Origin of the sequence: Sorangium sp. So ce327 (assembly GCF_051530205.1) — a bacterium.
GTDB classification, from domain to species: Bacteria; Myxococcota_A; Polyangia; order Polyangiales; family Polyangiaceae; genus Sorangium; species Sorangium cellulosum_B.
Genome location: NZ_CP150330.1, coordinates 2,526,822 through 2,539,352 on the forward strand (window position 1 = coordinate 2,526,822; position 12,531 = coordinate 2,539,352).

Consider the following 12,531-nt stretch of genomic DNA (forward strand, 5'->3'; position numbering starts at 1 on the left):
TCAATGTAGTCCCCATGCACCTGCCTCCTCCGCCGCCGCGCCCGCGCGGCGAGCAGCACGTCTCCGTCCTCGGCCGCGAGGTGCTCGCCGCGCTCTCGCCGGTCAGCGAGGGCGTCTACGTCGACGCCACGCTCGGCGCCGGCGGCCACACCGCGACGATCCTCGAGACGCCGGGCGCCCGGGTCATCGGGATCGATCGCGATGAGCGCGCCCTCGCCATCGCGCGCGCCCGGCTCGCCCGCGCGGGGGATCGGGTGACCTACGTTCACGGTGAGTTCTCCGAGATCGAGCGGCACCTCGCGGCCCTCGGCGTCCCGCAGGTGGACGGCCTCCTGGCCGACATCGGCGTGAGCTCCATGCAGCTCGACGACCCGGGCCGCGGCATGAGCTTCCGCGCGGAGGGGCCGCTCGACATGCGGATGGACCCGAGCCGCGGCGAGACGGCGCTCGAGCTCATCGAGCGGCTCAGCGACGAGGAGCTCGCGGATCTCATCTACCGCTACGGCGAGGAGCGCCGCAGCCGGAGGGTCGCGCGCTGCATCAAGCAGGCGGCCGACAGCGGCGAGCTCGTCACGACGCTCGACCTGCGGCGCGCCGTGGTGCGCGCCGTCGGGCCGGCGCGCATCGGCGGCGTCGATCCGGCGACGCGCACGTTCCAGGCGCTGCGCATCGCGGTGAACGGAGAGCTCGACCAGCTCGAGGCGCTGCTCGAGGCGGCGCCCAGGATCATCGCGCCGGGCGGCGTGCTCGCCGTGATCTCGTTCCACTCGCTCGAGGACCGCATCGTCAAGCGCGCGCTGCGCGAGCCGGAGGTCTGGGAGCCGCTGACGAAGAAGCCGGTGACCGCGGGCGACGACGAGGTCGAAGGCAACCCGAGGGCCCGCAGCGCAAAGCTCCGCGCCGCGCGGCGCGTGGGCGGCGCGGAGGCGCTCGCGTGACGCAGCAGCGTCCGTTCCTCATGCTGTGGACGCTCGCGGTGGCCGCGACGGTGGCGGCCTTCGTCGTGCACCTCGCGCTGCGCGGGCGCACGGTCGACCTGGGCTACAAGCTCGGGCGGGCGCGCGCCGAGCAGGCGCGGCTGCGTGAGGTCAAGCGGGTGCTCTCGCTCGAGGCGGCCAGCTACGAGACGCCGCAGCGCGTGGAGATGGTCGCCCGCTCGCTGCTCGGCATGACGCCGCCCCCGCCCGAGCGCGTGATCCCGGTGCGGGGCTACTCGGCGCCGCCCGGCGAGCGAGAGCCCGAAGGCGAGGAGTCCGGCCGCGCGCCGCCGAGCGGAGGGCAGCCGTGAAGAACCTCGATCCCCGGCGCGCGCGGTGGATCCGCATCCGCATGGGGCTGCTCTGCGGCCTCATGGCGCTCGGCCTGGGCGGCGTCGTGTCCGGCGCCTACCGCATCGAGGTCGAGGACGGGGACGCGTGGTACGACCTCGCCGAGCGGCAGCGCCAGCGGCGGCTCCACATCACGCCGAAGCGCGGCACCATCTACGACCGGAACGGCGCGCCGCTCGCGGAGAGCGTGGAGGTGCCCAGCGTCTCCGTGGACGCGGTCGAGATGCTCCGCGGCATCGAGGAGAAGTACGTCCCGATGCGGATCCAGCAGTACGCCGAGCGCATCGCGCAGGCGCTCTCGCTGCCGATCGAGGAGGTCGTGGAGAAGCTCGGCCGTCGGCGCCGCTTCGCCTGGCTCAAGCGCCGCATCTCCGAGCAGGAGGTCGAGAACGTCCGCGCGCTCGGGGACAGGACGCAGCGCTACCCGGTGCGCGGGCTCGTGATCGAGGGCGAGGGGCGCCGCTTCTACCCGAACCGCGAGCTCGCCGGCCCGCTGCTCGGCTTCGTCGCCACCGACGGCGAGGGCAAGGAGGGGATCGAGCTCAGCCTGGAGCACGAGCTCCGCGGCAACGCGTCCGAGGTGCGCGGGCTCCGCGATCGCTCGGGCCGGCTCATCTTCTCGGAGGGGATCGAGGACGAGCAGGCGCTCGCCGGGCACAACGTCCACCTGACGATCGACAAGGGCATCCAGTTCACCGCCGAGCGCGAGCTCGAGGCGGCGATGAAGACCTACGAGGCGCTCGGCGGATCGATCGTGGTCGTCGATCCGGAGAGCGGCGAGATCCTCGCCATGGCGAGCGCTCCGGGCTTCAACCCGAACGACTACTCGCAGAGCGATCCGGGGTCGCGGCGCAACCGCTGCGTCGTCGATCGCTTCGAGCCCGGCTCCACGATGAAGGTGTTCGCCATCGCGAGCGCGATCGCCGCGAAGAGCGTCTCCCCCAGCGCGACCATCTACTGCGAGGAGGGGAACATGGCGATCGACAACGTCGTGATCCACGACACGCACATTCACAAGTGGCTGACGGTGCCGCAGATCCTCGCCCAGTCGTCCAACATCGGCACGGCGAAGATCGCGCTCGGGCTCGGCGAGCAGCGGCTCTACGAGGGCTTCCGGCGGTTCGGCTTCGGGGACCTGACCGGCGTGCCGCTGCCGGGCGAGTCCGTGGGCGTGCTGCGGCCGCGCGGCCGCCCGTGGGTCCAGGTCGAGACGGCGGCGGCCTCGTTCGGGCAGGGGATCAGCGTGACCACGCTCCAGCTGGCGATGGCCACGGCGGCGGTCGCCAACCACGGGCGGCTGCTCGAGCCGATCTTGATCAAGCGGGTCACCGACGGCACGGGCGTCACGCTGTCGGAGCCGTCGCCGCGCGTGCGCCGCGACGCGGTGCCGGCGCCGATCGCGCGGATGATGTCGGAGATGCTCGTCGCGGTGACGGAGGGGGACGGGACCGGCGTCGAGGCCGCGATCCCCGGGTTCCGCGTCGCGGGGAAGACGGCCACCGCGCAGAAGATCGATCCCGCGACGGGCAAGTACACCGACACCCACTACGTGGCGTCGTTCGTCGGGTTCGTCCCGGCCGAGCGGCCTCGGATCGCCATCGCGGTGGTGCTCGATGAGCCGATGGGCGGCACGTACGCCGGCGGCTCGGTCGCGGCGCCCGTCTTCCGTCGGATCGGGGAGATGGCGCTGCGCTACCTGGGCGTTACCCCGCGCGGGAGCGTGCCGATGAAGCTGTCGGAGATCAGCGAGCAGGCCGGGGAGGACCTCGCGGCGAGCACCTACCAGGTGCTGAGCGAGGCGCGCGCCGCGGCCGCGCCGATCTCGACGGGGGTGGTCACGCCGTCCGCGCCGCTCAAGGCGGGGGAGCTGCGCGTCCCCGATCTGACGGGGCTGCCGCAGCGCGAGGCCGTGAAGAGCGCCGCCGCGCTCGGGCTCGATCCGAGCGTCGAGGGCACGGGGCGGCTCGCGCGCCAGGAGCCTCCGCCCGGGACCGTGCTGCCCAAGGGAGCGCCCCTGAAGCTCATCTTCGAGCCCCCCACATGACGGAGCACGATCACAAGGAAGCCAGCCTGGCCGAGGTCGAGCTCGCGCTCCGCCTCGGCGACGTGCTGCTCGAGATCCCGGGCGCCGCGCTCTCTCCGGCGGGCGCCGAGGAGATGGTCGTCACGGGCGTGCACCTCGACTCGCGCAAGGTGGGGCAGGGGGACATCTTCGTCGCGCGCGCGGGCGCGCGCGCTCACGGCGAGCGCTTCATCCCCGAGGCCGTGGCGCGCGGCGCGCGGGCGGTGATCGTCGCCCGCGGGAGCGCGGCCGACACGCTCGGCGCCGCGCGCGTCGAGGTCCCCGACGTGCCGCTCGCGCTCGCCCAGGCTGCCGCCGTGGTCTACGGACACCCGACCTTCACGCTCGAGGTCGTCGGCATCACCGGTACGAACGGCAAGACGACGACGGCCCACCTCGTCCAGGCCTGCGTCGATCGGTGCGGCGGCCAGGCCGGGATCGTCGGGACGCTCGGCTACCGCTTCGGCGATCTCGACGTCTACGCCTCGCACACGAGCCCCGAGGCGGACGAGCTCGCCCGCGTCGCCGCCGCGATGGTCGCCCGCGGCGCGACGCACCTCGTGATGGAGGTGTCGTCGATCGCGCTCGCGGCGAAGCGCGTCGACGCGGTCCGGTTCCGGATCGCCGTCTTCACGAACCTCACGCAGGATCACCTCGACTACCACGGCACGATGGAGGCGTACGCGGCGGCGAAGGCGCGCCTGTTCGTGGATCTCGGCCCCGGCGCCGCGGTCATCAACGTCGACGATCCCTTCGGGCGGCAGCTCGTCGAGATGCTCGCCCCCGGCGGGCTCTCGCGCCCGACCGCGGCGACGCTCGCGCGCTACTCGGCGGAGGTGGGCGCGGGCCCGGACGCCGCGGAGATCGCCCCCGTCGAGCTCGCGCACAGCGCGAGCGGCACGTTCATCCGCGCCCGCACGCCCGTCGGCGAGGTCACCATCCGCTCCCACCTGCTCGGCGCGCACAACGCGTCGAACCTGCTCGCCGCCCTCGCCGTGGCCTACCTGCTCGGGTTCGACGTCGGCGACGCCGCCGCGGCGCTCTCGTCTCCGATCCAGGTCGCGGGCCGCCTGGAGCGCTGTGATACCCCCGGCGCCGACGATGTGGTCGTGCTCGTCGACTACGCGCACACGCCGGACGCGCTGGCCCGCGTGCTCGCGAGCGTGCGTGCCCTCGGCGGCGGGCGCGTCCTCTGCGTCTTCGGGTGCGGCGGCGACCGCGATCCGCTGAAGCGGCCGCAGATGGGCGAGGCGGTCGGCCGCGCCGCCGACGTCGCCATCGTCACCAACGACAACCCGCGGAGCGAGGACCCGCGCGCGATCGCCGACGCCATCCTGCCGGGGCTCGCCGCCGGGCGCGCGCGCGTCGTCGTCGAGCTCGATCGGGCGCGCGCGATCGAGCGCGCGGTGCTCGACGCCGAGCCGGGGGACGTGGTCCTCATCGCCGGCAAGGGCCACGAGCCGTACCAGATCATCGGCGGCGTCACGCTGCCGTTCGACGATCGCGACGAGGCGCGACGCGCGCTCGCCGCGCGCCGCGCGCGCGCCCTCGGCGAGCGGCCGTCGCACGGAGGTGCGGGGTGATTTACGAGCTCTTCTACCCGCTCAAGTTCCACTACGGCTGGCTGAGCTGGCTCAACGTCCTCCGCTACATCCCGTTCCGCACGATCATGGCGACGATCACCGCCATGGTGCTGACGTTCGTGCTCGCGCCGTGGTTCATCCGCGAGCTCCGGCGCAAGCAGATCGGGCAGGTGGTCCGCGCCGAGGGGCCGGAGACGCACAAGATCAAGGCGGGCACGCCGACGATGGGCGGCGCGCTCATCCTGCTCTCCCTGCTGCTCCCCACCGTGCTGTGGGCCGACCTCAGGAACCCCTTCGTCCTCGCGACGACGGCCGTCACCGCGGGCTACGGCGTCATCGGCTACCTGGACGACTTCCTCAAGATCAAGCGGCGGAACAGCGGCGGCCTGCCCGGGCGCTACAAGCTCATCGGGCAGGTGCTGATCGGCGGCGCGGCCGTGGCCTACACGTTCCTGCTCGCGTCCAAGCTCCCGCCGGACTGGGCGGATATCAGGACGCGCCTCGCGATCCCGTTCGTCGCGTTCTCGAAGTACCCGATCGAGCTGCCGCTCTACGTCTACATCCCGTTCGCCGTCTTCGTCGTGGTCGCCACGTCGAACGCCGTGAACCTCACCGACGGCCTCGACGGCCTCGCGATCGGCCCGGTGATCATCAACGCGGGGACCTACCTCATCCTCGCGTACATCGTCGGCGCCTCCATCGCGAGCTTCTCGCTCGCGACCTACCTCGACATCCCGGCCATCGCGTCGGCCGGCGAGCTGTCGGTGTACTGCGGCTCGGTCATCGGCGCGGGGATCGGGTTCCTTTGGTACAACACGTACCCCGCCCAGGTCTTCATGGGGGACGTCGGGTCGCTCGCCCTCGGAGGCGGGCTCGGGATGCTCGCCGTCTTCACCAAGAACGAGCTCCTGTCGATCATCCTCGGGGGGATCTTCTTCATCGAGACGGTCAGCGTCATCACGCAGGTCCTCTCGTTCAAGCTCACCGGCAAGCGCGTCTTCTTGATGGCGCCGATCCACCACCACTACGAGAAGAAGGGGTGGGCGGAGCCCAAGATCATCGTCCGCTTCTGGATCATCTCCATCCTCCTGGCGCTGGTGTCCCTGGCGTCGATGAAGCTGCGGTGAGGGCATGATGGACGTCCGCGGGCGAACAGTGATCGTCGTGGGTCTCGGCCGGAGCGGCGTCGCGGCCGCGCGCCTCCTGAACGCGCGCGGCGCGCGCGTGATCGCGAACGACGGCGCGCCGCGCGAGCGGCTCTCCGCCGCGGCCGTGGCCCTCGAGGGCGAGGGCGTCGTCCTCGCGCCGGGAGGGCACGATCCGGCGCTGTTCGACGGCGCCGACCTCGTGGTCGTGTCGCCGGGCGTGCCGTCGTTCCCCGCGCTCGACGCCGTCGCTCGCTCCGGGCGCGAGGTCATCGGCGAGCTCGAGCTCGCGTCGCGCTTCGTGTCGGCGCCCGTCGCGCTCATCGGCGGGACCAACGGCAAGAGCACGACGACGGCGCTCACGGGCGCGATGCTCGATCGGGCCGGTCTCCGCACGTTCGTCGGCGGCAACTTCGGGACCCCCCTCGCCGAGGTCGTCGACCAGACGTGGGACGTGCTCGTCCTCGAGATCTCGAGCTTCCAGGCGGAGCGCGTGCCGACGCTGCACGCGCGCGCCCACGCGCTGCTGAACATCACGGACGATCACCTCGATCGCTACGCGAGCTTCGCGGCGTACGCCGACGCGAAGGGCAACCCGTTCGAGCGCATGACGCCCGACGACGTCGCGGTCGTCCCCTTCGGCGACGAGCTCGTCGCCCAACAGGCGGCGCGCGGGCGCGCCCGCGTCGTGACGTTCAGCGCGCGCGACGCCGGCGCGGACGTGAGCGCCGCGGGGGGCGCGATCGTCGATCGCGTCGCCGGCGCCCGCTACCCGCTGGATCGCGTGCGGCTCGCGGGCGCGCACAACCTCGCGAACGCCTGCGCCTCCGTCGCGCTCGCCGCCGCGCTCGGCGCCCCCGCGGCGGCGATCGGCGACGCGCTCTCGAGCTTCGAGGGGCTCGCGCACCGGACCGCGCTCGTCGCTGACGTCGACGGGGTCCGCTATTACGACGACTCGAAGGGGACCAACGTCGGCGCCTCCGTCGCCGCGCTCTCCGGCCTGCTCGAGGCGAAGGCCGTCCTGATCGCGGGCGGGCGCGACAAGCTCGGCGACTACGCCCCGCTCGTGTCCGCGCTGCGCGAGCGGGGGCGCGCCCTCGTCGTCCTCGGCGAGGCCGCGGACCGCATCGCCGCCGCGGCCGCCGGCGTCCTGCCGATCGCGCGGGCGGGCTCGATGGCGGAGGCGGTCCTCGCCGCGCGCTCCCTCGCCCGGCCGGGCGACGCGGTGCTGCTCAGCCCCGCGTGCTCCAGCTTCGATATGTTCCGCGACTACAAGGACCGCGGCGACGCCTTCGTCCGCGCGGTCCGCGAGCTCCAGGGAGCTTCCGGCGGGGCCGCAGGGGAGGTGGCGTCGTGACGTCGTGGAGCAGCGCGTTCGGCGCGCGCGCCGACGCACCCAAGAACCGGCACGTCGGTCCCCCGGACCAGGAGAAGGCGGCGCCGGGCGGGATCGCGGCGGCCGCCGAGGCCTTCTGGAAGGTGCGATCGAGCCCGTCGGGGCCGGTCGACGCCCTCCTCGCGGCGGTCGTCACGGCGCTCATCGGCTTCGGCGTGGTGATGGTCTACAGCGCGAGCGCCGTGGAGGCGACGGTCCGCTACAAGGACGCGCAGTTCTTCCTCAAGCGTCAGGCGGTCTACGCGGTCCTCTCGATCGCCACGATGTGGATCACGAGCCGCATCGATCACCGCCGGCTCAAGGTCCTCACGTACCCGGTGCTCATCACCGTCACCGGGATGCTCGTCGCCTGCGTGGCGGGGCTCGGCCACAAGGCCGGCAACGCCTACCGCTGGATCTCGCTCGGCCCTGTCCACGTGCAGCCGGCCGAGGTGGCGAAGCTCGGGATCGTGCTCTGGCTCGCCTATTCGCTGTCAAAGAAGGCCGAGCGCATCAAGTCGTTCTCCGTCGGCTTCCTCCCGCACCTCCTCGTCGTCGGGCTCTTGATGCTCCTCTGCCTCAAGCAGCCCGACTTCGGCAGCGCGGTCGTGCTGCTCTTCCTGACCTTCACGCTGCTGTTCGTGGCGGGCGCGCGCGTCCCGTACATCGCCGCGTTCTCCATGCTGCTGGCGTTCGCCGGCGCCGCGCTCGTTCGCTTCAGCGGGTACCGCTACGCGCGCTATCTCGCGTGGATCGACATGGACAACAACCGCGCGGACCTCGCCTACCAGCCGTTCCAGTCGGTCATGAGCTTCGGCTCGGGCGGGCTCTTCGGCCTCGGCCTCGGGCGAGGGCTGCAGGTGCTCTACCTGCCGGAGGCGCACACCGATTTCGTGTCCGCGATCGTCGGCGAAGAGCTCGGCTTCGTCGGCATCCTCGGCCTGTGCGCGGCCTACCTCGTCATCGTCTCGCGGGGCGTGAAGATCGCCCTCGAGGCGGCCGACGACTACGGCAGCTTCATGGCGTTCGGCATCGCGACGCTCTTCGGGGTGCAGGCGATGACGAACCTCGCCGTCGCGATGGCGATCCTCCCCACGAAGGGGCTCACGCTGCCGTTCCTCAGCTATGGCGGCTCCTCGTTGCTCGTGAACGCCGCGGCCGCGGGCATCCTGCTCAGCATCAGCCGATCGCGGACCGTCGTGGCCCCCGAGAGGCGCGGCGAGGCGGGCGCTTCGCCCGTCCCGCACGCGCCGAGCGCGTCGGCCGTGGTCGCCGCGTCGGCCGAGGAGGGCGGCGCATGGTGACCGTGCTCATCGCCGGAGGCGGCACCGGCGGCCACGTCTTCCCGATGATCGCCGTGGGCGACGCCGTCCGCGCCGCGGCGCGCGACGAAGAAGCGCGCGTCGTCTACGTCGGCACCGCGCGCGGCATCGAGGTGCGCGTGATGGGCGAGCGCGGCGACGACCTCGAGCTGCTCAACGTCCTGCCGCTCCGCGGGGGCGGCCTCTCCGGCTTCGTGCGCGGCGCTGCCCGCGCGGGCAGCGTCCTCCCGGAGGCGAGGCGGCTCGTCGAGCGGCTCGACGCCCGCGTGGCGCTCTCGCTCGGCGGGTACGCCGGCGGACCGGTCTCGCTCGCGGCCCGCTCGCTCGGCGTCCCGGTCGCGATCCTGGAGCCGAACAGCGTCCTCGGGCTGTCGAACCGGCTGCTCGCGCCCATCGTCGATCGCGCGTACGTCGCCTTCCCGGAGACGGCGCGCGCGCTGCGCCCGAGCACCGTGCGCCTCTTCGGCGTCCCCCTCCGGCGCGCCTTCGCCCGCGCCCCGTACGCGCCGCGCGAAGGCGCGCTCCGCCTGCTGGTCCTCGGCGGCAGCCAGGGCGCGCTGGCGCTGAACGACGTCGTCCCCCGCGCGATCGCGCGAGGCCGCGAGCGCGGCGTCGACCTCGAGGTGGTGCACCAGACGGGCAGGGATCGCGAGGCCGCGGTCCGGTCGCTCTACGCCGAGCTCGGCCTGGCAGGGCGCGCGCGCGTCGTCCCGTTCATCGACGACGTGGCGGAGGCGCTCGCCGCGGCCGACGTCGTGATCGCCCGCGCGGGCGCGTCGACGCTCGCCGAGCTCTGCGCTGTCGGGCGCCCTTCAATCCTGATTCCGTACCCGTTCGCGGCCGACAACCACCAGCTGAGGAACGCGCAGTCCCTCGAGCGGGCCTCCGCCGCGGTCGCGATCGCCCAGGGCGACGCCACCGAGCTGCGCCTCGCCGACGAGATCGCCCGGCTCGCGGCCGCGCCCGCGCTCCGCGCCCGCATGGCGGACGCGGCGGCGGCCTTCGCCACGCGGGACGCCGCGGCGCGCGTCGCCGCCGATCTGCTCGAGCTCGCGCGGGCTCCGCGCCACCGCGCGCTGCGCTTCCCCACCCTCGGAGGGCGCGCGGCGCGCGCTGGCGAGGCGCAGCGCTGCACCGTGACGAACCAGGCCACGCCGCTCGGCGCTGGCCTCGGCTGGGAGGAGGCAGGCTGATGTTCCGCGGTCGCGTTCGCCACGTCCATTTCGTCGGCATCGGGGGCGTCGGGATGAGCGGCCTCGCCGAGATCCTGCGCTCGCTCGAGTTCGAGGTCTCCGGCTCGGATCTCAAGGAGAGCTCGACGACGCGGCGGCTCACGTCGCTCGGCGTCCGGATCGACATCGGCCACCGCGCCGAGAACGTCCGCGGCGTCGATGTCGTCGTCTACTCGAGCGCCATCCGCCCCGAGAACCCCGAGCTCACCGAGGCGCGCGCGCTCGGCACCCCGGTGATCGGGCGCGCGGAGATGCTCGCCGAGCTGATGCGCGTGAAGTACGGCGTCGCGATCGCGGGCTCGCACGGCAAGACCACCACGACCTCCCTGGTCGCCACGGTCCTGCGCGCCGCCGGCCTCGATCCCACCGTCGTCGTCGGCGGCAAGATGGCGGCGCTCGGCACGAACGCGCGGCTCGGCGCCGGTGACCTGCTCGTCGCCGAGGCCGACGAGAGCGACGGATCGTTCCTGCGGCTCACCCCGACGATCGCGGTGGTCACCAACATCGACCCCGAGCACCTCGATCACTACGGCACGCACGAGCGCATCAAGGACGCCTTCGTCGAGTTCGCCGCGCGCGTCCCCTTCTACGGGCTCGCCGTGCTCTGCCTCGACCACCCGCACGTCCAGGATCTGCTCCCGCGCATCCCGCGCCGCCACGTCACGTACGGCGTCTCGCCGCAGTCGGACTACTCGGCGCGCGGCATCCAGTTCCGCGGCCTCGAGACGAGCTTCAACGCGTACCGCCGGGGGGAGCCGCTCGGCGGCTTCACGGTGAAGATGCCGGGCGCGCACAACGTCCTCAATTGCCTCGCGACGATCGCGGTCGCGGACGAGCTCGAGGTGCCGCTCGACGTCACCAAGCAGGCGCTGGCCACGTTCGGCGGCGTCGCTCGCCGCTTCACCGTCGTCGGGTCGGTCGGCGGCGTCACGATGATCGACGACTACGGCCACCACCCGGCCGAGATCCGCGCCACCATCGACGCGGCACGCCGGGCGTTCCCCGGCGAGGATCACCGCGTCGTCGTGGCCTTCCAGCCGCACCGGCACACCCGCACGCGCGATCTCTTCGACGAGTTCACGCGCGCCTTCAACCAGGCCGACGTCCTGCTCGTCACGGACATCTACGCCGCGGGCGAGCCGCCGATCCCGGGCGTCACCGCGGAGCGCCTCGTCCAGTCGATCCGGGAGCACGGCCATCACGACGCGCGCTTCATCGCCGACAAGGCCGAGCTCCCGGAGGCCCTCGAGAAGATCGCCCGGCCCGGCGACGTGGTCATCGCGCTCGGCGCGGGCGACGTGAACGCGTGCGTGCGGGGGCTCAAGGCGCGGCTCGAGGCGAAGTCGCCGCCGCAGGAGGGCAGCTCATGACCGAGCGTCCCAGCGCGCCCCCGCCAAACCGCCGCCGCTCGTTGCCGTCGGTGCCCGCGGCGCCGTCGGTCCGGGCGGCCGCCGCGCGCGGCTCGAAGCCCGAGCCCGTGGCGGCGGTGCCGCCGAAGAACGAGCGCGTGCGCGCGTCGACCCCGCCGTCGCACGAGTCGCCGGCCCCGCCCGCGACGAGCGTCTCCGTGCGCCCGCCGCGCCCGCCGGCGAAGGACGGCGCGCCCCCGGCGGCGCGCCCTCGGCGTCCGATCGCGCGCCACCTCCGCGCCCTGCAGCTGCTCGCGGGCGCCGCCGTCGTGCTCGTCGCCTCGACCGCCGTCGCGTGGGGCGCGCGCCGCTACATCGTGTCGAGCCCTCGCTTCGCCGTGCGCACGGTGCTCGTCGACGGTGTCCAGCGCCGGACCGCTGAGCAGGTGGCCAGCTCCGGCGGCATCGAGGTGGGCAAGAACATCTTCACGCTCGATCTCGAGCTCGCCGGCGCCTCGATCGCCACCGACCCCTGGATCGAGAAGGCGACGGTCACGCGCAGGCTCCCCTCGACGATCCACGTCGATGTCGTCGAGCGGGAGGCGCAGGCCCTCGTCGCCATCGGCGGCGATCTCTACCTCGCGACGCGCGACGGCGAGCTCTTCAAGGAGCTCGCCGGGGACGACCCCGTCGACCTCCCGATCGTCACGGGGATCACCGGCGAACAGGTGGCGCGGGATCGCCCCGGCGTCGTCATCGCGGTCCGGCGCCTGCTCGACGTGGTCGAGGACCTGGAGCGCGCCGGCGTCGCGCGCCGTTATCCGACCCAGGAGCTCCACGTCGAGCGGGACGGGTCGATCGTCGTCACTATCGGAAAGGAGGCGATCTCGCTCCACCTCGGGCAGCCGCCCTACCGGGACAAGGTCGCCCAGGCGTCGCGGGTGCTCACCGAGCTCGCCCAGCGAAAGGCGAACGCGTCGGTGATCTTCCTCGACAACGACGCGCACCCCGAGCGCGTCGTGGTGAGGATGAGATGAGCGCCGTCGGGCTCGCTCTCCGCGCCGGCGATCGCCGAGCAAAACTTGGCCGGTGCTGCTGGCTCATGGCAGCGTCGTGCCCGCCTTACACGCGCATG

10 protein-coding genes are annotated in these 12,531 nt (G+C 73.2%); all 10 read left to right on the forward strand.

The annotated features are described in order from the left end of the window. Positions 1-14 precede the first annotated feature (14 nt). The 10 genes from rsmH to WME95_RS09530 are packed head-to-tail and all read left to right on the forward strand — an operon-like array spanning position 15 to position 12,433. Complete coding sequence (rsmH, locus tag WME95_RS09485) at positions 15-938, forward strand: 16S rRNA (cytosine(1402)-N(4))-methyltransferase RsmH (protein WP_437555344.1); 924 nt, start codon at positions 15-17, stop codon at positions 936-938. Beyond that, a complete protein-coding gene (locus WME95_RS09490) occupies positions 935-1,288 on the forward strand; it encodes a hypothetical protein (protein WP_437908084.1) in 354 nt (117 codons plus the stop codon). Before rsmH ends, WME95_RS09490 begins: the two co-directional genes overlap by 4 nt. Beyond that, positions 1,285-3,372 (forward strand): penicillin-binding protein, encoded by a 2,088-nt coding sequence (locus WME95_RS09495; protein WP_437908085.1) that lies wholly within the window; start codon positions 1,285-1,287, stop codon positions 3,370-3,372. Before WME95_RS09490 ends, WME95_RS09495 begins: the two co-directional genes overlap by 4 nt. Further along, complete coding sequence (locus WME95_RS09500; RefSeq protein ID WP_437908086.1) at positions 3,369-4,973, forward strand: UDP-N-acetylmuramoyl-L-alanyl-D-glutamate--2,6-diaminopimelate ligase; 1,605 nt, start codon at positions 3,369-3,371, stop codon at positions 4,971-4,973. The genes WME95_RS09495 and WME95_RS09500 overlap by 4 nt, the downstream gene beginning before the upstream one ends. After that, the gene (mraY, locus tag WME95_RS09505) at positions 4,970-6,100 is read left to right on the forward strand and encodes a phospho-N-acetylmuramoyl-pentapeptide-transferase (RefSeq protein WP_437551129.1); all 1,131 of its coding nucleotides are present in this window, start codon (positions 4,970-4,972) and stop codon (positions 6,098-6,100) included. The genes WME95_RS09500 and mraY overlap by 4 nt, the downstream gene beginning before the upstream one ends. Before the next feature lie 4 nt (positions 6,101-6,104). Continuing rightward, positions 6,105-7,475, forward strand: a complete 1,371-nt coding sequence (gene murD, locus WME95_RS09510) for a UDP-N-acetylmuramoyl-L-alanine--D-glutamate ligase (protein ID WP_437908088.1) — start codon at positions 6,105-6,107, stop codon at positions 7,473-7,475. Continuing rightward, a complete protein-coding gene (ftsW, locus tag WME95_RS09515; protein ID WP_437908089.1) occupies positions 7,472-8,797 on the forward strand; it encodes a putative lipid II flippase FtsW in 1,326 nt (441 codons plus the stop codon). The genes murD and ftsW overlap by 4 nt, the downstream gene beginning before the upstream one ends. Then, positions 8,791-10,008, forward strand: a complete 1,218-nt coding sequence (gene murG / locus WME95_RS09520) for an undecaprenyldiphospho-muramoylpentapeptide beta-N-acetylglucosaminyltransferase (RefSeq protein ID WP_437908090.1) — start codon at positions 8,791-8,793, stop codon at positions 10,006-10,008. The genes ftsW and murG overlap by 7 nt, the downstream gene beginning before the upstream one ends. Beyond that, positions 10,008-11,417, forward strand: a complete 1,410-nt coding sequence (murC, locus tag WME95_RS09525; protein ID WP_437908091.1) for a UDP-N-acetylmuramate--L-alanine ligase — start codon at positions 10,008-10,010, stop codon at positions 11,415-11,417. The genes murG and murC overlap by 1 nt, the downstream gene beginning before the upstream one ends. Further along, positions 11,414-12,433, forward strand: coding sequence for a cell division protein FtsQ/DivIB (locus tag WME95_RS09530; RefSeq protein ID WP_437908092.1), 1,020 nt, complete (start codon positions 11,414-11,416; stop codon positions 12,431-12,433). The genes murC and WME95_RS09530 overlap by 4 nt, the downstream gene beginning before the upstream one ends. Positions 12,434-12,531: the final 98 nt, after the last annotated feature.

What these genes read in the sequence shown, in the direction of transcription:
- rsmH (WP_437555344.1), top strand. Translation starts at nt 15, where the DNA reads ATGCACCTGCCTCCTCCGCCGCCGCGCCCGCGCGGCGAGCAGCACGTC.
- WME95_RS09500 (WP_437908086.1), top strand. Translation starts at nt 3,369, where the DNA reads ATGACGGAGCACGATCACAAGGAAGCCAGCCTGGCCGAGGTCGAGCTC.
- murD (WP_437908088.1), top strand. Translation starts at nt 6,105, where the DNA reads ATGATGGACGTCCGCGGGCGAACAGTGATCGTCGTGGGTCTCGGCCGG.
- murG (WP_437908090.1), top strand. Translation starts at nt 8,791, where the DNA reads ATGGTGACCGTGCTCATCGCCGGAGGCGGCACCGGCGGCCACGTCTTC.
- murC (WP_437908091.1), top strand. Translation starts at nt 10,008, where the DNA reads ATGTTCCGCGGTCGCGTTCGCCACGTCCATTTCGTCGGCATCGGGGGC.
- WME95_RS09530 (WP_437908092.1), top strand. Translation starts at nt 11,414, where the DNA reads ATGACCGAGCGTCCCAGCGCGCCCCCGCCAAACCGCCGCCGCTCGTTG.